This is a genomic window from Micromonospora sp. BQ11, from assembly GCF_052068135.1.
Lineage (GTDB): Bacteria > Actinomycetota > Actinomycetes > Mycobacteriales > Micromonosporaceae > Micromonospora.
Genome location: NZ_JBQHDB010000003.1, coordinates 17,365 through 38,351, shown reverse-complemented (window position 1 = coordinate 38,351; position 20,987 = coordinate 17,365). Strand labels below are relative to the sequence as shown.

The following is a 20,987-nucleotide window of genomic DNA, read 5'->3' as shown; positions in this document are numbered from 1 at the left end:
AGCGCTTTCTCGCCGGCCGCACCAAACTAGCGACACGAACTCGCGGTCGTCAATAGCTTCGGGTAAGCGTTTTCCTGAGTGGATGCGGGACGGCACGGGCGGCGCCCCGCCGACGTGCGCGAGGATGGGCCGGTGACCGACCGGCGGGTGAGCGTCGAGGACCTCGGCGCATGGCTGATCAAGGGCAACGCGGACCGCGTCGATCTCGCGGACCGCTTCGCGCGCGATCCGCGGATCGACTCCTGGTGCGTACGGCCCGGCTACCGGTCCCGCCTGATGCGGGCCGGACAGCCGGTCGTGTTCTGGGCCAGTGGCAGCCGGGGCCGGCTGCCGTACGGGGTGTGGGGCATCGGCCGGGTGACCGGGGCGCCCGTCGAGGGGGAGCCGGGTGCCGCGTGGACGGTGCCGCTGGACCTGACCGTCCTCGACGAGCCCCTGCGCGTTCGCCGGGAGCTGCTGCGGGCCGACGCGCGGCTGGCCGGGGCGGAGGTGTTCCGGCAGCCGATGGCGGCCAACCCGTCCTACCTGACCGTCGCCGAGTTCGCCGCCCTGCGCTCCCACCTGCCCGTCGGGGAGGAGCCGGTCACCCGGTGAGGACCCCGTCGACGCGACGCGGCAGCCCGAGCGGGTTGCCCTCGCGCAGGGCCTCGGGCAGCAGCTCGTCGGGTACGTCCTGCCAGGCGACCGGGCGGAGGAACCGGCGGACGGCGGCGACCCCCACGCTGGTGTGCAGCGCGGCGGTGGTCGCCGGCCACGGGCCGCCGTGGTGCATCGCCCAGGTGACCGCGACCCCGGTCGGCCAGCCGTTGAAGACCACCCGTCCGGAGCGTGCGACGGCCAGGTCGAGCACCGCGCGGACCAGTTCGGTGTCCCGGCCCCGCTCGGCGTGCACGCCGGTGGTCAGCGCGCCCGGCACGGTGGCGAGCGCGGCCAGCAGCTCGGTGTCGTCGGCGTACTCGACGATCAGCGAGGCCGGACCGAAGCACTCCCGGGCGGCCTCGGGCGTGACCCGGAACTCCTGTGCGGACATGGTGAGCAGTGCGGGTGCGCCGGTCGCGCCCGAGCCGGGCCGGGGCGGCAGCAGCGCCCGGACACCCGGCAGAGCGACCAGGTCCGCGAGCGCCGCGTCGAAGCCGGCGCGGATCCAGTCACCCAGCAGCGGGCCGGCGGGCACCCGGGTGGCGGCCTCGGTCAGGACGCCTTCCAGGCCGTGCCCGGTGGGCAGGAACAGCAGACCGGGCTTCGTGCAGAACTGCCCGAGCCCGAGGGTGAAGGAGCCCACGTACCCTCGCGCGACGTCCGCGCCCCGGGTGGCCACGGCGGCCGGGGTGACGACCACCGGGTTGACCGAGCCCAGCTCGCCGTAGAAGGGGATGGGGTCCGGCCGGGACGCGGCGAGGTCGAACAGGGCCCGTCCGCCCGCCTCGGAGCCGGTGAAGCCGACCGCGCGCACCGCCGGGTGGCGGACCAGTTCCCGGCCGGCCTCCCGGCCGTGCAGCACGGTGACGGCGCCGGCCGGCAGCACCTCGGCGAGGATCCGGCCGACCAGGTCGGACAGGCGGGGGTGGCCCTCGTGCGCCTTGACCACCACCGGGCAGCCGGCGGCGAGAGCGGAGGCCGTGTCCCCGCCGGCGACGGAGAAGGCCAGGGGGAAGTTGCTCGCCGCGAAGACCGCGACCGGCCCGATCGGCACCATCATCCGGCGTACGTCGGGTCGGGGCACGGGGGTCGCGGCCGGGTCGGCGTGGTCGACGGTGACGTCCAGGAACGATCCCTCGTCGACGGCCTCGGCGAACAGGCGCAACTGCCCGACGGTGCGGGCCAGCTCGCCGGTGAGCCGGGTCGGTCCGAGATGGGTCTCCTCGTCGGCCAGGGCGACGATCTCGGCGCCGGCGGCCTCCAGTGCGCCGGCGGCGGCCCGCAGCAGGTCGGCGCGCGCGGCGGTCGACGCGAGGGCGGGCACGACGGCGACCGCCGCGGACACGGCGACGTCCACCGTGGTCGTACTGGTGGCGGCGGGGGAGGGGGTGGTGATCACGGCTGCTCCTGTTACGCGGGGATGACGGGGCGGTCAGCACGGGATGAAGAAAGTTCGTCGAAGGTCTTGTCGATGACCATCGTGGTATACCACGATACTGCCATGCCGCGATCGCCCCTCAACCCCACAGTGGACGGCGCCGAGCCGCCGACCACCGCCGCGCTCTCCCTGGAGCAGCCGGCCTCGCGCGCCGACCGGGTCCGCGACGCCCTGCGCCGCGCCATCCTGGACGGCACCCTCGCTCCCGGGCGGCCGCTGGTGGAACGGGAGCTCGCCGAGATGCTCGGCGTCTCCAAGACCCCCGTTCGCGAGGCGCTCAAGCAGCTGCACTCCAGCGGCCTCGTCGAGATCAACGCCTACCAGGGCGTCAGCGTGCGGCGCATCGACGCCGGCACGGTGCGGCAGCTCTACACCGCCCGCGCCTCGGTCGAGCCGGCCGCCGTCCGGCTGGCCTCCGCGGGCGCCGGCTCGTTCGCCGCCGCCCGCGCCGCGCTCGCCGACGCCGCGGTGCTGGTCGGCACCGGCGAGACCGCCGGGCTCGGCATCGCCAACCGGCGCTTCCACCGCGAGCTGTACCTGGTCTGCGGCAACCCGTTCCTCTGCGGCTTCCTCGACCAGCTCCAGGACCTCACCGCGTTCGTCGCCACCGCCGGGTGGCGGCTGCGGGCCACCTTCGAGCAGGAGTCCGCCGAGCACGAGGCGATGCTCGACGCGGCCGAGAGCGGCGACGCCGAGCTGGCCGAGCGCCTCACCCGCGCCCACATCGAGAACGCCCTGACCAACCTGATCGCCGCTCTCGACGAACAGGCCGGTCGATGAGGACCGAGATGTACGCCCACCCGGTGTCGTTCCGGACGGATGCGGCCGGGCAGGCCGCCCGGCTGGCCGGGGCGGGCGTCGACCGGGTGCGGCTCGCCTTCGCGTACCACAGTGGTCGCTGGCTGCTCAGCACGAGTGCGCCGGCGTCGGTGGCCGACCTCGACGGCGGCCTGTGGTTCGCCCCCGTGCCCCCGCTGCCCGGCCCGCTCCGGCCGGCCGTCGTGGCGGACCTCGCCGGCGAGACCGCCACCGTGCTACGGGCCGTCGGGATCGAGGTGAGTGCCTGGCTGGTCGGGCTGCACCAGTCGGCGCTGGCCACCGCACACCCCGACCTGGCGCTGCGCAACGCCTTCGACCACCGCTACCGGCACGCTCTCTGCCCCTCCCGACCCGAGGTGGTGGACCACGCCGCCGCCCTGGTGAGCGGGGCCGCCGCCGTGCCCGGCGTGACCGGGCTGGACCTGGAGGCGTTCGGCTACCTGGGCTGGGCCCACCAGGGCGCGCACGAGAAGATCGGCGTCCCCCTGCGCCCGGTGGACCGCTGGCTGCTCTCGCTCTGCCTCTGCCCGGGCTGCGCCACCGTCCTCGCCGCCGACGGCGTCGACCCGGCCGAGCTGCGGGGACGGATCCGTGCCGCGCTGGAGAACCAGCTCGCCGCGCCCCGCCCGGCCGCGCCCATCCTCGCCGAGGACGCCGTCGCCGTACTCGGCCGCGCGCTGCACGACACGGTGCTCGCCGTGCGCTCGGGCGTGGTCCGCCGGCTTGTCGCCGCGGCCGTCCAGGCCGCCGACGGCACACCGGCGTCACTGCGGGTCACCGCCGACCCGTACGCCACCGACGGCAAGGCCGGCGGCGACCTCGCCGCGCTGGGGGCGCTCACCGGCGCGCTGACCGTGTCCGACCTGCACGGCGACGCCGCCGCCCTCGCCGCCGACCTCGAAGCGGCCCGCCCGTGGGCGGCCACCCTCACCGGGGCGTGGAACGGCGCCCACCCACCGGAGGCGGCGTACGCCGCCGCGCGGACGGCCGGCGCCGACGCCCTCGCCCTGTACGCCTATGACCTGATGCCGGCCGACCGCCTCGCCTGGCTGCGTCGCGCCGTGCCCGACCGGGAGGAGGTGCGGGCCGGATGACCGGATACCTGGTCCGCCGCGTCGCCCAGCTCGTGCCCGTGCTGGCCGTGGTGTCCGTGGTGCTGTTCCTGCTGCTGCGCCTGCTGCCCGGCGACCCGACCACCGAGATCCTCGGTCAGGAGGCCAGCGCGGCCGACCGGGCCGCACTCCGTGCCGACCTCGGCCTCGACGCCCCGCTGTGGCGGCAGTTCGTCGACTGGATCGGCGGGGTGCTCACCGGCGACCTGGGCCGCTCCTGGCTGACCGACGAGCCGGTCGCCACGGTGATCGTCGACCGGCTCCCGGCCACCGTGGAACTGGGCCTCATCGCCCTGCTCCTCGCGGTCGCCCTCGGCATCCCGGCCGGTGTCCTCGCGGCCGTGCGCCGGCGTACGGCCACCGACTCGGTGCTCACCGGCCTGGGCGTGCTGGCCCTGTCCACCCCGCACTTCTACCTCGCCGCGCTGCTGATCGGCGTCTTCGCGGTCTGGCTGCGGTGGGTGCCGCCGTCCGGGTACGTGCCGTTCACCGAGGACCCGGCCGGCAACCTGGTCCGGATGGTGCTGCCGGCGGTCGTCGTCGGCTCCACGGTCGTCGCGGTGGTGCTGCGGCAGACCCGGGGGTCACTGCTCGCGGCGCTCGGTGAGGACTACATCCGCACCGCCGAGGCGACCGGCCTGCGCCGGCGTCGCGTCGTCACCGTGTACGCCCTGCGCAACGCCATGGTGCCGGTGGTGACCGTCACCGCGCTCCAGATCGGCGCCCTGATGAGCGCCACCGTCGTCACCGAGACGATCTTCACCCTGCCCGGCATGGGAACGCTGATCGTCAACGGCATCTTCAGCCGCGACCTGCCCGTCGTGCAGGGCGCCGTGCTCGTCGTCGTCACCTTCGTCCTGCTGGTCAACCTCGTCACCGACGTGGTCTACGCCTGGCTCGACCCGCGCATCACGTACTGAGAGGAGTCGTCGTGGCCACCGACACCACCACCCGCGCCGCCCGCCGACCCGTGCTCACCCGGCTCCTGCGCGACCGGCGGGCCCGCTTCGCCCTGCCGGTGCTCGGCGCCGTCGCGCTCGCCGCCGCGGCCAGCCCGCTGCTCGGTACGCGCAGCGCCGCCACCGACACCGACCGGCTGCTCGAAGGGCCGAGCGCCCGCCACCTCCTCGGCACCGACGAGCTGGGCCGCGACGTGCTCGCCCGGATCATCGACGGGGCCGCCGTGACCGTCGCGGTGGCCACCGTCGCGGTCGGCGTCGCGCTCGTCCTCGGCACGCTGCTCGGGTTGATCGCCGGCTACCGGGGCGGCTGGGTGGACGCGGTGCTCATGCGCACCGTCGACGGGCTGCTCGCCTTCCCGCTGCTGGTGCTCGCGCTGACCGTGGTCGCCGCCCTCGGCCCCGGTCTGCGCAACGCGCTGATCGCCATCGCCGCCGTCGCCACCCCCCGCTTCGCCCGGGTCGTCCGGGGCGAGGTGCTGTCCCTGCGTAGCCGCGAATGGGTCTCCGCCGCCCACATCGTCGGCGTTCCCACCGCGGCGCTGCTGCGCCGCCACCTGCTCCCGCACCTGGCCGGCACGCTCGGCGTCTTCGCCGCGCTCCAGGCCTCCACCGCGATCATCGCCGAGGCGTCGCTGAGCTTCCTCGGCCTCGGGGTCCAGCCGCCGCAGCCCAGTTGGGGCGCGATGGTGGCGGCCGGCACCGACCACCTCGACGCCAGCTGGTCGCTGAGCGTCTTCCCCGGCCTCGCCATCCTGCTCACCATCGCGGCGTTCAACCTGCTCGCCGACGCCCTGCGCGACGCGCTGGACGCCCACCGACCCGACCTCACCCCGGGCCGGTAGCACCACCTCACCCCCCCCACCACACCCTCTCCGAAGGGAACCACCATGGACACACCCTCGGTGCACCCTGCCCTGCTCAGCCGGCGCGCGCTCCTCGGCGGCGCGGTCGCCCTCGGCGCGGTCGCCCTCGCCGGCTGCGGCACGGACGACGGCTCCGCCGCCGGCAAGGCCCGCGGCGGCACCCTCACCGTCGGCTTCGACAACGAACCGACCACCCTGGACCCGGCGCTGAGCAGCGCGATCTCCTCCGACCGCAACGTGCTCAACCTCTTCTACGACAGCCTGCTGCGGCAGGAGCGCGACGGCTCGTTCGTGCCGGCCCTGGCGGAGAAGTGGACCGTCGAGGGGCTGACCGTCACGTTCACCCTGCGGTCGGGGGTGACCTTCCACGACGGCACCGCGTTCGACGCCGAAGCGGCGGCGTTCAACCTGCGCCGGGTGCTCGACCCGGCCACGAAGTCCACCAAGGCCGGCGCCCTGCGCAAGGTTTCCGCGGTCGACGTGGCCGACCCCCGGACGCTGCGACTGACCCTCTCCGCGGCCGACCCGCTGCTGCTGGTGCAGCTCGCCCACGAGCCCGGCATGATGGCCTCGCCGACCGCCGTCAAGGCCGGCGACTACGGCCGCAAGCCGGTCGGGACCGGCCCGTTCGCCTTCGACGCGTGGCGCTCCAAGGTCCAGCTCACCGGCAAGCGCAACGCGACGTACTGGCGCAGGGCCGCCGACGGCTCCGCGCTGCCCCGCCTCGACCAGGTGGTCTTCCGGTTCGTCACCGACACCAAGGTGCTGCGCGCCGAACTCTCCACCGGCGGCGTGCAGCTCGTCCGCGCCCTCCCGCCGGAGGAGTACGGGCAGCTCGCCGGCGACCGGCAGATCACCATGACCGACATCGGGGTGCGCCGCTCCTACTACGTCGCGTTGAACACCACCCGCGCGCCGTTCGACGACCCGAAGGTCCGCGAGGCGTTCGCCATGGCGATCGACCGCGACGGCGTGGGCAAGGCCGCCGCGGCCGGCCAGTACGACGTCGCCCCGTCCTTCGCGACCGCCAAGGACTGGTTCTACGACCCGTCGATCACCCCGCCGCCGCTGGACCCGGCGAAGGCGAAGGCGGCCCTCGGCGGCAAGGCCGTGCCGATCACCGTGCTGGCCCGCCGCCGCGCCCCCGACCCGACGATCGCCGAGCTGCTCCAGTCCCAGCTCACCGCCGCCGGCTTCGTACCCAAGGTGGAGGTGCTGGAGAGCCAGACCCAGCTCGACCGGATGCGCAAGCAGGACTTCGACGCCACCCTCCTGGTCATCGACGTCCCCCGGCTGGACCCGTCGCTCTCCTTCGACCCGTACTTCGCCAGCAAGGGCGCCAACAACTGGTCCGGCCTCGCCGACCCGGCCCTGGACGAGCTGCTGGAGAAGGCGGCCGGCTCCGACGACCGGGCCGTCCGCAAGGCCGCGTACGTCGACGTGCAGAAGCGGGTCGTCGGCCAGAACTACTGGATCTTCCTGCACCAGCCGAAGTCGCCGCTGATCCACAGCGCGAAACTCGACGGGGTGGTGCTCAACGTCGACGGCCAGTGGCGCCTCGACGAAGCCACCCTGAAGTCCTGAGCGGAGCACCCCGATGTCCCTGCTCGAGATCGACGGCCTGACCGTCACCTTCACACCCCGGGCCCGGCCGGTGCACGCGGTCGCCGGCGTCGACCTGCGCGTCGACGCCGGGGAGACGCTGGCCGTGGTGGGGGAGTCCGGCTCCGGCAAGACCGTCACCGCGCTCAGCATCCTCGGTCTGACCCCCCGCCCACCGGTCTGCCACACCACCGGGTCGATCCGGCTCGACGGCGTGGAGCTGACCGGGCTGGGGGCCCGCGAGTGGCGGTCGGTGCGCGGCCGGGAGGTGGCCATGGTCTTCCAGGACCCGACCGCCGCCCTCAATCCGCTGCTCACCCTGGGCACGCAGATCGCCGACGCGGTCCGCGCCCACGAGCCGGTCTCCCGGGCCGCCGCCCGGGAGCGGGCGGTGGCCGCCCTGGAACTGGCCCGGTTGCCCGAGCCACGGCGGCGGCTGGAGCAGTACCCGCACCAGCTCTCCGGCGGCATGCGGCAGCGCGCCGCCATCGCACTGGCGCTGGCCGCCGGGCCCAAGCTGCTCATCGCCGACGAGCCCACCACCGCGCTCGACGTCGCCGTGCAGGCCGAGATCCTCGACATGCTGGACAGCCTGCGCCGCGACCTCGGCATGGGACTCGTGCTCATCACGCACGACCTGGGCACGGTGGCCAGCCACGCCGACCGGGTCGCGGTGATGTACGCCGGGCGGGTCGTCGAGACCGGCCCCACCGCCCAGGTTCTCTCCGACCCCCGGATGCCGTACACCCGGGCCCTGCTGGCCGCCACGCCCCGGCTCGACGCACCGGCCCGGCAACGCCTCGTCGCCATCGGCGGGCAGCCGCCGGACCTCGCCGCACCCGTTCCGGGGTGCGCGTTCGCGCCGCGCTGCCCGGTGGTGCTCGACGTGTGCCGGACGGACCGTCCCGCACTCGAACCGCACGCCCCGGACCAGCTCGCCGCCTGCCACCACGCGGACGCCCCGGCGCTGGCCGCCCCACCGGTCGGGGCCGTCGCCGCCGACATCGCGCGGACCGGTCCGCCGGTCGTCGAGTTCGACGACGTGGTCCTGCACTACCCGGTGCGCAAGGGCGCGCTGCGCCGGGTCGTCGACCAGGTCCGCGCCGTCGACGGGGTCAGCCTGCTGCTGCGGCCGGGCCGGACGCTGGCCCTGGTCGGCGAGTCCGGGTCCGGCAAGACCAGCCTCACCCGGACACTGCTGCGCCTGGAACGTCCCACCGGGGGCACGATCCGCTACGACGGCATCGACGTCACGCGGCCGGACCGCGCGCAGCTGCGCCGGTTGCAGCGCGAGGTGCAGGTCGTCTTCCAGAACCCGTACGCCAGCCTGGACCCGCGCATGACCGTCGCGCAGATCCTCGTCGAGCCGCTGCGGGTGCACCGCCTGGACGCGTCCCGGTCGGAGCTGGTGCGCCTGCTCGACCAGGTGGGGCTGGACGCGACGGCGCTGGACCGGTACCCGGCCGCCTTCTCCGGCGGGCAGCGGCAGCGCATCGCCATCGCCCGGGCGCTGGGCCCCCGGCCCCGGCTCATCGTCTGCGACGAGGCGGTCAGCGCCCTGGACGTGTCGATCCAGGCGCAGGTCCTCAACCTCCTGGGCGACCTGCAGCGCGAACACGACCTGGCGTACCTGTTCATCACGCACGACCTGGCGGTGGTCCGGTCGGTGGCGCACGACATCGCGGTGATGCGGCACGGCCGGATCGTCGAGCAGGGCCGCGCCGAGGACATCTACGACCGGCCCACCCACGAGTACACCCGACTGCTGCTGGAGGCGGCCCCCGGCCACCCCGCGCAGGCCCGCACCGGAAGGACCCCCACGTGGTCGCGATAACCCGGGTACGCCTCACCCCGGTCAACACCCCCCGCCACGGCAGCATCACCTGCGGCCACGTGCTGGTGGAACTGCTCACCGACGTCGACGGCCTGGTCGGCGTCGGGGAGATGTCGGACTTCCAGCACCTGCCCCGCTACCACGTGGACGTGCCCGACCTGGAGGGCAGCCTCACCGAACTGCTCGCCGGCCTGGCACCCGGGCAGATCACCGAGGTCGAGCGGCGGCTGGAAAGCAACTTCCCGCAGGCCGGCTACATCTACGACAAGAGCCGCACCATCAAGTGCGGCGTCGACGTCGCCATGTGGGACCTGACCGCCAAGCACCTCGGCGTACGCGTGGTGGACCTGCTCGGCGGCGCGATGCGCGACGAGGTGCCGATCGCGTACCCGGTCTTCCGGCAGCAGCGCGAGTCCGACGTGGAGCGCAACCTCGCGATGGTCGACCGGCGGGTCGCCGAGGGCTTCGACCACTTCCGGGTGTACGTCGGGCGTCGCCTGGACCTGGACGAGCGGTTCCTGCGGGCGGTCCGCGACGCCCACGGCGACGCGATCGTCATCAAGTCGCTGGACTTCTCGAACCTGCTGGACCCCCGGGCGGCCTGCCGCTTCGTCGACCGGGTCGCCGACGTCGGCTTCGACCTGGTGGAGTCGCCCGCGCCGCACCACGACGTGCGGGGCCTGGTGTACGCGCGGGACCGGCTGCCGGTGCCGGTCAGCGAGCACGTCTACGGCTTCCGGTGGGCGCTGGACCTGGTGGCCGCCGACGCGGTGGACGTGTTCAACGTCAGCGTCATCGCCATCGGCGGCATCACCCCCGCCCGCCGGATCTTCGCCATCGCCGAGGCGGCCGGGAAGACCTGCCTGGTCGGCACCACCCAGGAGCTGTCCATCGGCACGGCCGCCGCGGCGCACGTCGCGATGGCGATGCCGTCGGTCACCTGGCCCAGCGACCCGGTCGGGCCCCTGCTCTACACCCGGGACGTGGTCCGCGACCCGGTCCGCTACGTGGGCGGCCGGCTGCGGGTGCCGACCGGCCCGGGTCTGGGCATGACCCTCGACCCGGAGCGGGTCGCCGTCAGCGCCGGCCCGCTGACCTGGGCGCGTACCGACGCCACCGACGTGGTCGACCGCGCGCCGGCCGAGCTGCCCGACGTCGTGGCCGAACCGGCCCGGGCCGCCCGGTGAGCCGCCTCGCCGGGAAGGTCGCCCTGGTCACCGGGGCGGGACGCAACATCGGGCGGGACATCGCCCGCCGGCTCGCCGCCGACGGCGCCACCGTCGCCGTCAACGGTCCGGACCCCGACGAGGCCGCCGCCGCCGCGGCGGACCTGCCGCACGGCGCGTACGCGGTGCCGGCCGACGTCTCCGACGCCGAGGCGGTACGCGCCATGGTGGCCGCCGTGCTGGACCGCTCCGGCCGGCTCGACGTGCTGGTCAACAACGCCGCCGTGCCGATGACCGGACGCGGCGACCTGTTCGACCTGGACCCGGCCGACTGGGACCGCGCCTTCGCCGTCAACGCCCGCGGCGTCTTCCTCTGTGCGGTGGCCGCCGCCCGGGTGATGCGTCCCGGTTCGTCGATCGTCACGATCTCCTCGATCGGGGCCACCCGGGCCCACCGCCGGGCCGTCGCGTACGACGCCACGAAGGGCGCGGTGGAGGCGGCGACCCGGGCCATCGCCCTGGAACTCGCGCCCCGGGGCATCCGGGTGAACGCGGTCGCCCCCGGCGCGATCGCCAACGACCGCTTCGCCGCCCTCGACCCGGCCGCCCAGCGGGCCCGCGCCGCCCCGGTACCCCTGGGCCGGGTCGGCACCGGCGCCGACGTGGCCGCCGCCGTCTCCTTCCTGGCCAGCGCCGACGCCGACTACGTCACCGGCCAGGTGCTCACCGTGGACGGGGGCCTCTCCGTCCAGGCACGACCCCCGGGGACCGACCCGGTCCTCGACACCGCTCCGACCGAAGGCCAGCAGACATGACCGAGCACATCGTCGACCCCCTCGACCCGGCCGACCTCGCCGCCCTGGGCGCGGCCAGCACCGCCACCATCACCACCCAGCTGTTCAAGTTCGGCCTGCGCAACACGTACCTGGCCGGGCTGCGCTGCGTCAGCCCGCACGCCCCGCGGCTGCTCGGTGAGGCGTTCACCCTGCGCTACATCCCGGCCCGGGAGGACATCGACACCCTCGACGTGTTCGCCGACTACGACCACCCGCAGCGGCTCGCCGTCGAGTCCGTGCACCCGGGGCAGGTGCTGGTGATGGACTGCCGGGGGCAGGGGCGCGCCGCGTCGGCCGGGCACATCCTGCTGACCCGGCTGGCCGCGCGCGGCGCCGCCGGTGTCGTCACCGACGGCACCCTGCGCGACATCGAGGGCATCGGGGAGCTGCGGCTGCCGGTCTTCGCCGCCGGGGCCGCGGCGATGACGAACCTCGCCCAGCACCACGCCGTCGACCTCCAGGTGCCGATCGGCTGCGCCGGGGTGCCCGTCTACCCCGGTGACGTGCTGGTCGGCGACGGCGACGGGGTGGTCTGCGTACCGCGTCACCTGGTGCCCGTGATCGCCCAGCCGGCCCGCGAGCAGGAGCGGCTGGAGGCGTACCTGCAGCAGCGGGTCGCCCTCGGTGCCCCGCTGCGCGGCACCTACCCGCCGGACGAGCAGACCCTGCGGGCGTACGACGAGAGCCGCGCCGCCGTGAGCGACGCCCACTGAGCCCCCGGACCGCCGCGGGGGCGGTCCGCCAGCCCGAGCACCACCGCACCCCGTCATCCACCCCGTCCCTGTGGAGGTAGCGCGTGTCCCGCAACACACCCCTGCACCTCGCCGTCATCGCGGCGCTGGTCGGCGCGGCCGTGGCCGTGCCGGCCGGCCCCGCCCTGGCCGCCGACCTGGCCGACACCTTCGACACCGCCACCGTCGGCACCACCCCCACCGGGTGGACCGTCGCCGGTGGTTCCGCCACGGTCGCCGACGTCGCCGGCACCGTCGACCGGAGCCTGCGTCTGACCGACACCTCCACCACGGCGCCGGTCACCGCCACCCGGTCCTTCGGCGACACCTCGGCCACCGTCGTGGCGAACGCGCGCCTGCGCGCGGCCCAGACCACCGCGGTGGTCGGCCTGCACCTGGACAGCGCGGCCGGGCACACCGTCACCGTCGCCCTCGACGCCGCCGGCCGCTGGTACACCTACGACGGCGCCACCCGGGTGGACCTCGGCGGCTACACCGCCAACCGGTGGTACGACGTCCGCGTCGTGGCCCGCCCCGGCACCCGGACCGCCAGCGTCTGGATCGACGGGCAGCGCCGCGCCACCAACCTCGCCTTCCGGGTCGCCTCCTCGACCCTGGCGTCGGTGCAGGTCGGCGTCGCCACCGCCGACACCGGCACCGCCTGGGTGGACGACGTACGGACCAGGACGGAGCCGAATCCGGTGCCGTGGACGCAGATCGGCACCGTCGCCCCGCGCAGTGCCGCCCAGATCGGCACCTCGAACGTCATCATCGGCACCGAGACGCTGGACCGCGACTACACCGACTACCAGTCGTACAAGCCCTACCTCGGGCCACTGGGCGCCACCTCGGCCCGCTTCCAGGCCGGCTGGGCGAAGATCGAGAAGGTCAAGGGCAGCTACGACTGGGCCTGGCTGGACGCCATCGTCGACGACGCCGTGTCCCGCGGCGTCCGGCCCTGGTTGCAGACCTCGTACGGCAACCCGCTCTACGCCGGCGGCGGCGGGGCCGGTCTCGGCGGTCAGATCCCCAGCACGGCCGAGGCGCTGAACGCCTGGGACGCGTGGGTGAGCGCCCTGGCGAACCGGTACGCCGACCGGGTCACCGAGTGGGAGATCTGGAACGAGCCGAACCTCGGCGGTGTCGACCCGGTGGCCTACGCCGACCTGCTGGTCCGCACCGCCACCCGGATCCGGGCGGTCCAGCCGAACGCGGTGATCTGGTGCTGCGCGCTGGCCGGGGTGGAGCGCAGCTACGCCGACACGGTGCTGACGCGTGTGCGCGACCTCGGCAAGCTGGGCCTGGTCGACGGGATCACCTACCACCCGTACAACGCCAACCCGGACGCCTCCTACGAGCAGGTCCGGCTGCTGCGGGTGACCGCCGACTCGTTCGCCACCCGGCTGCGGCTGCGGCAGGGCGAGAACGGCGCGCCGAGCCGACCGGACAGCTTCGGCGCGCTGGGCGAGCTGGACTGGACCGAGCTGAGCCAGGCCAAGTGGATGCTCCGGCGCACCTTCGCCGACCTCGGCCGGGGCCTGAGCACCAGCGTGTTCAGCATCTCCGACCTGCACTACCCGTCGAAGATCAACTCGAAGGGCCTGCTCCGGACGGGTGCGGACAAGAAGATCCGCTACGCCAAACCGTCGTACTACGCCATCCAGTCGACCACCGCGCTCATCGACAGCACCATGACGGCGATCAGCGGGTACGGCTTCACCGACGACACCACCAACGCCGTGTCGGTCGCCGCGTTCCGCAAGGCCGGCACCGGCCGGCAGGCCGTCGCCCTGTGGTTCAGCGGCGCGAAGCCGTCGGAGAGCAACACCCGTACGCCGGTGACGGTCACGTTCACCGCCGGCAGCTTCGCCGACCCGGTCTACGTGGACCCGCGCACCGGCGCGGTGTTCGACGTGCCGGCGGCGAACTGGTCGGTCAGTGGGACCACGTACACCTTCACCGGTGTGCCGCTCTACGATTCGCCGGTGCTGATCGCCGACCGGTCGGTCGTCGGTCTGTAGAACCGCTCACGGCCCCCGCCCGGTCCACCGGGCGGGGGCGCACCGCCTGGGGAGGCAACGCCGTGGCACTGTCGGCAACCCTGCTCGCCGAGCTGCGCGGCATCGTGGGCGCGACCCACGTGCACGACGCCGCCGGCGACCTCGTCGCGTACGCCCGCGACGCGACCCCGCTGTTCCGGCACGAGCCGGACGCGGTGGTCTTCCCGGCCGACACCGCCGAGGTGGCCGCGGTGCTGGCGCTCGCGACCCGGCACCGGGTGCCGGTGGTGCCGCGCGGCGCCGGCTCCAACCTGTGCGCGGCCACCGTGCCGCTGCGCGGCGGGATCGTGCTGGTGCTGACCCGGCTCGACCGCATCCTCGAGGTCGCCCCGGACGAACTGCTCGCGGTGGCGCAGCCGGGGGTGACCAGCGCAGCCCTCGCCGAAGCCGCCGCCGCACGGGGCCTGCTCTGGGCCCCGGACCCGGGCAGCCGCACGGTGGCCACCGTCGGCGGCACCGTCGCCACCTGCGCCGGCGGCCTGCGCGGCCTCAAGTACGGGGTCACCCGCAACTACGTCCTCGGCCTGGAGGCGGTCCTGCCCACCGGCGAGGTGATCCGTACCGGCGGCCGACTGTGGAAGGACGTCGCCGGGTACGACCTGACCCGGCTGCTCACCGGGTCCGAGGGCACCCTCGCGGTGCTCACCGAGGCGACCGTGGCCCTGCTGCCGGCCCCGGCGTCCAGCAACACCGGCGTCGCGTACTTCCCGACCCTCGCCGACGCGGGGCGGGCCGTCGCCGCGGTCATCCGGGCCGGGGTGGTGCCCGCCACCCTGGAGTTCCTCGACCGGGCCTGCATCGCCGCGGTGGAGGACTTTGCCCACCTCGGGCTCCGCGCCGACGCGGGGGCGCTGCTGCTCTTCGGGGACGACGGGTCGCCGGAGGCGGTGGCGACGAACCTGGAGCGCATCGGCTCGGCCTGCGTCGACGCGGGCGCCATGGAGGTCACCATGGCCCGCGAGGTCGCCCAGGCCGAGGCGCTGCTGGCCGCCCGCCGCTGCGCGTTGCCCGCGCTGTCCCGCCGGGGCGGGGTCACCATCCTGGAGGATGCGACGGTGCCCCGGCCCCGGATCGCCGAGATGGTCGACCGGATCGACGTGGCCGCCGCGCGGCACGACGTCGCCATCGCGACCTTCGGCCACGCCGGGGACGGCAACCTGCACCCCACGTGCGTGCTGGACTCCGCCGACGACCACGACGGGGTACGCCGGGCCGAGGCCGCCTTCGCCGACATCTTCGCCGCCGCCCTCGACCTCGGCGGCACCATCACCGGCGAACACGGGGTCGGTGCCGCGAAGCTGCCGTTCCTGACCGACCGCCTCGGCGCCGACCAGATGGCGCTGCTGCGCCGGATCAAGGCCGCCTTCGACCCGGCGGGCATCCTCAACCCCGGAAAGCTGGGATCGTGACCGGCGACGTCTTCCGCCCCGAGCAGCTGTCCCGCTGCATCTCCTGCGGCTTCTGCCTACCGGCCTGCCCGACGTACGCGATGACCGGCGACGAGGCGTCCTCCCCGCGCGGGCGGATCACGCTGATGCGGGCGCTGCAGGACGGCACCCTCCCGCCGGACGACCCCACCCTCGCCGAGCAGTCCTCGTTCTGCCTCGGCTGCCGGGCCTGCGAGCCGGTGTGCCCGGCCGGCGTCGAGTACGGCAGCCTGCTGGAGCAGTGGCGGGACCATCAGTGGCGGGGCCGCCGCCGACCGTTGCTGGCCCGCGCGCTCATGCTCGTCGCCGAACAGCGGTGGCTGCTGCGCCTGCTCGGACTGGTCCGCCGCGCCGCGCGGGGCGGCCCCGCCACTCCGGTGGCTGTCGGCGCCGGGCCGGACGCGCCGCACCACCTCATGCTCGGCTGTTTCGAGCGCGGTCTGTTCCCGGGCGTCAGCCGTGCCGCGCGGACGCTCGACCCGGCCCTGTCCGCCCCGACCCGGCAGGGCTGCTGCGGTGCGCTGCACGCGCACAACGGCGACCTGCACGGCGGTGAGGAGATGGCCCGGCGGCTCGGGGCGGAGCTGCCCGGCACGATCGTCACCACCTCCGGCGGCTGCGCCGCCCACCTGGCGAGCGTGCTCGGCCGCGACCGGGTACGCGAACTGTCGCAGTGGCTGGCCGACCGGGCACCCGACGGCGAGCTGCGGATCGACGGCCGACGGGCCCGGGTGGCCCTGCAGGACTCGTGCCACCTCCGCAACGGGCTCGGCGTGCACGCGCAACCGCGCGCCCTGCTGCGGGCCGTCGCCGACTACGTGGAGCTGCCCTCGGCCGCCACCTGCTGCGGCGCCGCCGGCACGTACGCGCTGCTGCGGCCGAAGGACTCGCGGCGCGTCCTGGACGCCAAGCTCGACGAGATCGAGGCGGCCGGCGTCGACTACGTCGTCGCGGTCAACCCCGGCTGCCTGCGGCAGCTCCAGACCGGCCTGCGGCGGCGGCGCTCCGCCGTCCGGGCCGTGCACCTGGCCGAACTCCTCACCCGGGTGGCACCGCCGCCGGAGTAGGAGATCCTGCGGGTTCCGCTGATCGGTGCCCCCCGGCGCCCCGCGAATGGGGGTCGACGGTCTCCACGGCGACCCGGAACGACGACCAGCCCCGTTCGATGCCGCTGCGCGAAGCGCGCACGCGGTCTCGGCGGCCGCTGCCGGGTCCGGTTCTGGGCGTCGGTGCCCTTGCGGTTATACAATTGGATGAGCGCGCGGTTGGCCGGCCCGCTGGACGTGACACCCCCGCACCTGCCCAGGGCCATGTGCTTCCAGCCCTCAGCCCCATTCACCGCCACGTCGCATTGTTCGAGGTAGTCCGCCCTCTTCGTAAGGAATGCCACTGTGCCCGCTGACAGCCTGTCGACCGCGCGTCCCGGTATGAGTGATTTGACGGAAATGACCCACGAGGCGATGGTGGCGCGCTGGCAGCAGGGCCTTGTCACGCCGATGTCCTCGACGATCGCCACGTTCGCCAAGACCGACGGCAGTTGGTGGACCGCCAGTCAGGGCGCGTGGCAGCGGGTTCCGCAGGCTGACCGCAATGAACGGCTCGACTACCACCACGACCGCTTCGAGTCGACCTGCCAGGCCAAGGGTCCGGTCGGGTCGAACTCACCGTGGGGTGTCGTCGGCCAGAGCGCGTAACCGGGCACGGTTCGGCGGCCGCCCTTCGAACCCTTACCGGCTCGGGTGTCGCCGCCGCACGGCCCGCGGACGGTCCGGCACCACCCTCGGTGCCGGGCGGGCGGCCTGACCCGGCGGCCCGACGGGACGGGGCCCGCCCACGCCTGAGGACGGGGCGGACGGAAACTGTCGTACCCCGGCGGCACCATCCATCCATGGCTGTCCCCGCCCTCACCCCGCACGCCGACCAGCCCCGCTCGGTGCCGCTGCGCGAGGCGCGCACCCGGCTCACCCAGCTCGTGGCGCTGGCCGAGCTGACCGACACGGTCACCGTCGTCACCCGCGACGGCGACACCCGGCCGGTCGCCGCGATCGTCCCGGCCGCCGCCGCGCGCACCACCGCGCAGGCGCGCGCCGACGCCGACCGGCTCGCGACGGTCACCGCCGGTTGGGCCCGCCGCCTGGAGGAGGCGCACCGGCAGAGCGCCCGCCGGCACTCCGCCGAGCTGCGCGCGGTCACCGCCGCCCTGGCCGAGGCATGGGCCGAGCTTGACCGACGCGTCACGCCGGGCAGCGACCCGTCCCTGGCCCGACTGCGCGCGGCCCACGCCGACCTGCTCGCCGGCTGAGATCGCCGGTGCCGGATCAGGTCGCCGGGTAGGCGTGGGTCTCCGCCGCCTTGACCGCCGCCCACACCGCTTGACCGGGCGCCAGGCGCAGCTGCGCGACGGCGGCCGGAGTCACGTCGGCGGCCACCCCGATCGGCCCGTCGAGCTGCACCCGCATGTTGTCACCGTGGCGTTGCACCCCGACGACCGTCGCGGGCCAGGTGTTGCGGGGACTACCGTCGGGGCGGCCCGGATGCAGGGCCACCGCCGCCGGCCGGAAGGCCACGAAGGCGTCCCCGTCGAGCTTCTCGGCGACGGCGAGGACGAGCCCGTCCGCGACCCGGACGGTGTGCCCGTCGGCGTGTCCCCGGTGCAGGTTGAGCCCGACCAGCCGGGCGACGTAGTCGGTCCGCGGCCGGGCGGTGACGGTGGCCGCGTCGCCCTCCTGCACCACCCGGCCGCCCTCGACGATCACCAGCCGGTCGGCGAGCACCAGGGCGTCCAGCGGGTCGTGGGTGACCAGCACGGTGGCGCCGGCGTGGGCGTCGAGGTGCCGTTGCAGCTCCGCGCGGGTGTCCAGCCTGGTCCGGGCGTCGAGGGCGGCGAGGGGTTCGTCGAGCAGCAGCAGCGCCGGGGCGACGGCGAGGGCACGGGCCAGGGCGACCCGCTGTGCCTGCCCGCCGGAGAGCTGCCGGGGCCGCCGGGTGGCGTACGCGGTCAGCCCGACCCGGGTGAGCCACTCGTCGGCGACGCGCCGCGCGGTCCGTCGGTCGGCGCCGTGCCGGCGTGGCCCGAACGCCACGTTGTCCCGCGCGGTCAGGTGCGGAAAGAGCAGGTAGTCCTGGAAGACCACGCCGATCGGCCGACGCTCGGTCGGTGTCCACGACCGCCGGTCCGGCCGGTCCAGGTCGGTGCCGTCGAGGGTGACGTGCCCGGCGCTCAGCGGCTGCAACCCGGCGAGGGCCCGCAGCGCGGTGGTCTTGCCGGCGCCGTTGGGCCCGAGCAGCGCCACGACCTCCCCGGCGGCGACGGTCAGCGGCACGTCGAGCCGGAACGTGCCGCGCTCCACGACGATCCGGGCGTCCAGCAGGGGCGCGCTCACGGGCTGGTGATCCAGCGGTCCCGCAGCGCGGCGAGGATGACGACCGAGACGGTGAGCAGGATCAGGCTGAGCACCACGGCGGCCTCCAGGTCCGTCTCCAGCGCCAGGTAGACGGCGAGCGGCATGGTCTGGGTGCGGCCGGGGTAGTTGCCGGCGAAGGTGATGGTGGCACCGAACTCGCCGAGTGCCCGCGCCCAGCACAGCACCGCGCCGGCGGCCAGCCCCGGCGCGACCAGGGGCAGCGTCACGTGGGTGAAGGTGGTCCACCGGCCGGCGCCGAGGGTCGCCGCGGCCTCCTCGTAGCGCTGGTCGGCGCCGCGCAGCGCGCCCTCCACCGCGATGACGAGGAACGGCATCGCGACGAACGCCTCGGCGAGCACCACCCCGGTGGTGGTGAAGGGCAGGGTCACGCCGAACGTCGCGTCGAGCCAGCCGCCGAGCAGGCCCCGGCGGCCGAAGACCAGCAGCAGCGCCACACCGCCGACCACCGGCGGCAGCACGAGCGGCACGGTGACCAGGGCCCGCACCACGCGCCGGCCGGGAAACCCGACGCGGGCCAGCAGCCAGGCCAGCGGTACACCGAGCAGCAGGCAGAGCAGGGTGGCCAGGGTGGCGGTCAGCAGCGACAGCCGCAGCGCCGTGAGCACCCCCGGCTCGGCCAACCGCTCGGGCAGCGTGGCCCACGGGGTGCGGGCGAGCAGCCCGGCCAGCGGCAGCACGAGGAAGACCAGGCCGAGGGCGGCCGGAACCAGCAGCGCGATCGGCACCCGGCCGGGCCGCCGGCGCGGGCCGCGCGACCTGGCCCGTGCCGTGCCGGTCAGGGTCGGGGTCACGGTGCCTGGAAGCCGGCTTCGGCGAGCACCGCCCGGGCCGGCTCCGAGCGGACGTAGTCGACGAAGGCCCGGGCGCCGGCCGCGTTGGGCGCGTCGGCGAGGACCACGACGGGGTAGTCGTTCACCGCGCCGGCGGACTCGGGGAACTCCACGGCGGTCACCTCGGACCCGGCGGCCCGCGCGTCGGTGCGGTAGACCAGGGCGGCATCCACCTCGCCGAGCGTGACCTTGGACAGCGCGCCCTTGACGTCCTGTTCGAGGGTGACCGGGGTGAGCGTGACCGAGGCGGCGTCCAGGGCGGTCCGCGCCGCCGCGCCGCACGGCACCTGCTCGGCGCAGAGCGCCACCTTCAGGCCGGGACGGGCGAGGTCGGCCAGCCCGCGTACGCCCCGGGGGTTGCCCGGGGCGACGGCGACGACCAGCTGGTTGCGGGCGAAGACCACCGGCTCGCCGTCGGCGTTGCCGGCCTCGGTCACGGTGGCCATGTTCCGGGTCGCGGCAGCCGCGAAGACGTCGGCGGGTGCGCCCTGGTTGATCTGCGTGGCCAGCGCGGAGCTGCCGGCGAAGTTGAACCCGACGGTGGTGCCCGGGTTGGCGGCCTCGAAGTCCTTCCCGATGCGGGTGAACGACTCGGTGAGCGAGGCGGCCGCGAAGACGGTCACCCGGCCGCCGGCCCCGTCCTGCTCCGGGGCGGCACCGCCGCCGGAGCAGGACGCCAGAGCCGCGACGGCGGTGGCCGCGACGAGGGACCGGACGATGCGCCTCAGACGGTTGCTCACGGTGCCTGCCTCCCTCTGCCGACGCCGGGAGCGGCGGCCTTCTCCACCACGACGGTGGTCGACTTGATCACGGCCACGGCCAGCGACCCGACCGTCAGATCCAGCTCGTCGACCGCCTCGCGGCTCATCAGCGACACGATCCGGAAGGGCCCGGCCTGGATGTCGACCTGCGCCATCACGGTGTCCTTGACGACGTTGACGACGATGCCGCGCAGCCGGTTGCGGGCCGACGAGGCGTCCGCCCGCTCGTCCGGGTCGGCGGACCGGTCCCGGGCGAACGCGGCCAGATCCACCCCGGAGATCACGCGGTGCCCGTGCTCGTCGCGGACCGCCGCGAGCCGTCCGCCGTCGACCCAGCGCCGGACGGTGTCGGCGCTGACGCCGAGCAGGTCGGCCGCGTCACCGATCCGGAACATCGCCACCCGGTCACCCTAGACGGCCGCACATGCGAGTGGAAAGGGTCGCCACCGCCGCTCATGCGAGGGCGAACCGTCATGTCCCTC

At 74.9% G+C, this 20,987-nt stretch carries 20 protein-coding genes; 15 read left to right on the top strand and 5 right to left on the bottom strand.

The window, feature by feature from the left end; translation table 11 throughout:
- Window positions 1–132 precede the first annotated feature (132 nt).
- Window positions 133–594: a hypothetical protein gene (locus tag ACTMSW_RS07335; protein ID WP_441179731.1), complete on the top strand. Its 462-nt coding sequence runs from the start codon at window positions 133–135 to the stop codon at window positions 592–594.
- Here ACTMSW_RS07335 and ACTMSW_RS07330 read toward each other — a convergent pair.
- The gene (locus tag ACTMSW_RS07330; protein ID WP_441179730.1) at window positions 584–2,038 is read right to left on the bottom strand and encodes an aldehyde dehydrogenase (NADP(+)); all 1,455 of its coding nucleotides are present in this window, start codon (window positions 2,036–2,038) and stop codon (window positions 584–586) included. The genes ACTMSW_RS07335 and ACTMSW_RS07330 overlap by 11 nt on opposite strands.
- A 102-nt stretch (window positions 2,039–2,140) precedes the next feature.
- Here ACTMSW_RS07330 and ACTMSW_RS07325 point away from each other — a divergent pair, with 102 nt between their 5' ends.
- From ACTMSW_RS07325 to ACTMSW_RS07260, 14 genes are all read left to right on the top strand, one after another.
- Window positions 2,141–2,857 carry a GntR family transcriptional regulator gene (locus ACTMSW_RS07325; protein ID WP_441179729.1) on the top strand — a complete coding sequence of 239 codons (717 nt, stop codon included), beginning with the start codon at window positions 2,141–2,143 and terminating at the stop codon, window positions 2,855–2,857.
- Entirely contained in the window at window positions 2,854–3,990 is a 1,137-nt protein-coding gene (locus tag ACTMSW_RS07320; RefSeq protein ID WP_441179728.1) for a hypothetical protein, read from the top strand. Before ACTMSW_RS07325 ends, ACTMSW_RS07320 begins: the two co-directional genes overlap by 4 nt.
- Window positions 3,987–4,928, top strand: a complete 942-nt coding sequence (locus ACTMSW_RS07315) for an ABC transporter permease (protein ID WP_441179727.1) — start codon at window positions 3,987–3,989, stop codon at window positions 4,926–4,928. The genes ACTMSW_RS07320 and ACTMSW_RS07315 overlap by 4 nt, the downstream gene beginning before the upstream one ends.
- Before the next feature lie 11 nt (window positions 4,929–4,939).
- Complete coding sequence (locus tag ACTMSW_RS07310; RefSeq protein WP_441179726.1) at window positions 4,940–5,812, top strand: ABC transporter permease; 873 nt, start codon at window positions 4,940–4,942, stop codon at window positions 5,810–5,812.
- A 45-nt stretch (window positions 5,813–5,857) separates the two neighbouring features.
- Window positions 5,858–7,417: an ABC transporter substrate-binding protein gene (locus ACTMSW_RS07305; RefSeq protein WP_441179725.1), complete on the top strand. Its 1,560-nt coding sequence runs from the start codon at window positions 5,858–5,860 to the stop codon at window positions 7,415–7,417.
- Between the two features lie 13 nt (window positions 7,418–7,430).
- Window positions 7,431–9,269 carry a dipeptide ABC transporter ATP-binding protein gene (locus tag ACTMSW_RS07300; protein WP_441179724.1) on the top strand — a complete coding sequence of 613 codons (1,839 nt, stop codon included), beginning with the start codon at window positions 7,431–7,433 and terminating at the stop codon, window positions 9,267–9,269.
- Window positions 9,257–10,456, top strand: a complete 1,200-nt coding sequence (locus tag ACTMSW_RS07295; protein WP_441179723.1) for a mandelate racemase/muconate lactonizing enzyme family protein — start codon at window positions 9,257–9,259, stop codon at window positions 10,454–10,456. The genes ACTMSW_RS07300 and ACTMSW_RS07295 overlap by 13 nt, the downstream gene beginning before the upstream one ends.
- A complete protein-coding gene (locus ACTMSW_RS07290; RefSeq protein ID WP_441179721.1) occupies window positions 10,453–11,250 on the top strand; it encodes an SDR family NAD(P)-dependent oxidoreductase in 798 nt (265 codons plus the stop codon). Before ACTMSW_RS07295 ends, ACTMSW_RS07290 begins: the two co-directional genes overlap by 4 nt.
- Window positions 11,247–11,984, top strand: a complete 738-nt coding sequence (locus ACTMSW_RS07285) for a ribonuclease activity regulator RraA (RefSeq protein ID WP_441179720.1) — start codon at window positions 11,247–11,249, stop codon at window positions 11,982–11,984. Before ACTMSW_RS07290 ends, ACTMSW_RS07285 begins: the two co-directional genes overlap by 4 nt.
- 83 nt (window positions 11,985–12,067) lie before the next feature.
- Window positions 12,068–14,023 (top strand): hypothetical protein, encoded by a 1,956-nt coding sequence (locus ACTMSW_RS07280; protein ID WP_441179719.1) that lies wholly within the window; start codon window positions 12,068–12,070, stop codon window positions 14,021–14,023.
- Between the two features lie 62 nt (window positions 14,024–14,085).
- Window positions 14,086–15,471, top strand: coding sequence for an FAD-binding oxidoreductase (locus tag ACTMSW_RS07275; protein WP_441179718.1), 1,386 nt, complete (start codon window positions 14,086–14,088; stop codon window positions 15,469–15,471).
- On the top strand, window positions 15,468–16,556 hold the full coding sequence (locus ACTMSW_RS07270) for a (Fe-S)-binding protein (RefSeq protein ID WP_441179717.1): 1,089 nt from the start codon (window positions 15,468–15,470) through the stop codon (window positions 16,554–16,556). The genes ACTMSW_RS07275 and ACTMSW_RS07270 overlap by 4 nt, the downstream gene beginning before the upstream one ends.
- A 324-nt stretch (window positions 16,557–16,880) precedes the next feature.
- Entirely contained in the window at window positions 16,881–17,183 is a 303-nt protein-coding gene (locus tag ACTMSW_RS07265) for a hypothetical protein (protein ID WP_441179716.1), read from the top strand.
- Window positions 17,184–17,377: 194 nt separating this feature from the next.
- A complete protein-coding gene (locus ACTMSW_RS07260; RefSeq protein WP_441179715.1) occupies window positions 17,378–17,791 on the top strand; it encodes a type II toxin-antitoxin system Phd/YefM family antitoxin in 414 nt (137 codons plus the stop codon).
- A gap of 16 nt (window positions 17,792–17,807) precedes the next feature.
- Here the strand turns inward: ACTMSW_RS07260 and ACTMSW_RS07255 are convergent, their stop codons facing one another.
- Genes ACTMSW_RS07255 through ACTMSW_RS07240 form a run of 4 tightly spaced genes read right to left on the bottom strand, consistent with a single transcriptional unit; the run spans window position 17,808 to window position 20,906 of the window.
- A complete protein-coding gene (locus ACTMSW_RS07255; protein ID WP_441179714.1) occupies window positions 17,808–18,872 on the bottom strand; it encodes an ABC transporter ATP-binding protein in 1,065 nt (354 codons plus the stop codon).
- On the bottom strand, window positions 18,869–19,705 hold the full coding sequence (locus tag ACTMSW_RS07250) for an ABC transporter permease (protein WP_441179713.1): 837 nt from the start codon (window positions 19,703–19,705) through the stop codon (window positions 18,869–18,871). The genes ACTMSW_RS07255 and ACTMSW_RS07250 overlap by 4 nt, the downstream gene beginning before the upstream one ends.
- Window positions 19,702–20,424, bottom strand: coding sequence for a molybdate ABC transporter substrate-binding protein (gene modA / locus ACTMSW_RS07245; RefSeq protein WP_441180181.1), 723 nt, complete (start codon window positions 20,422–20,424; stop codon window positions 19,702–19,704). The genes ACTMSW_RS07250 and modA overlap by 4 nt, the downstream gene beginning before the upstream one ends.
- Before the next feature lie 56 nt (window positions 20,425–20,480).
- Window positions 20,481–20,906: a TOBE domain-containing protein gene (locus ACTMSW_RS07240; protein ID WP_441179712.1), complete on the bottom strand. Its 426-nt coding sequence runs from the start codon at window positions 20,904–20,906 to the stop codon at window positions 20,481–20,483.
- Between the last annotated feature and the right edge of the window lie 81 nt (window positions 20,907–20,987).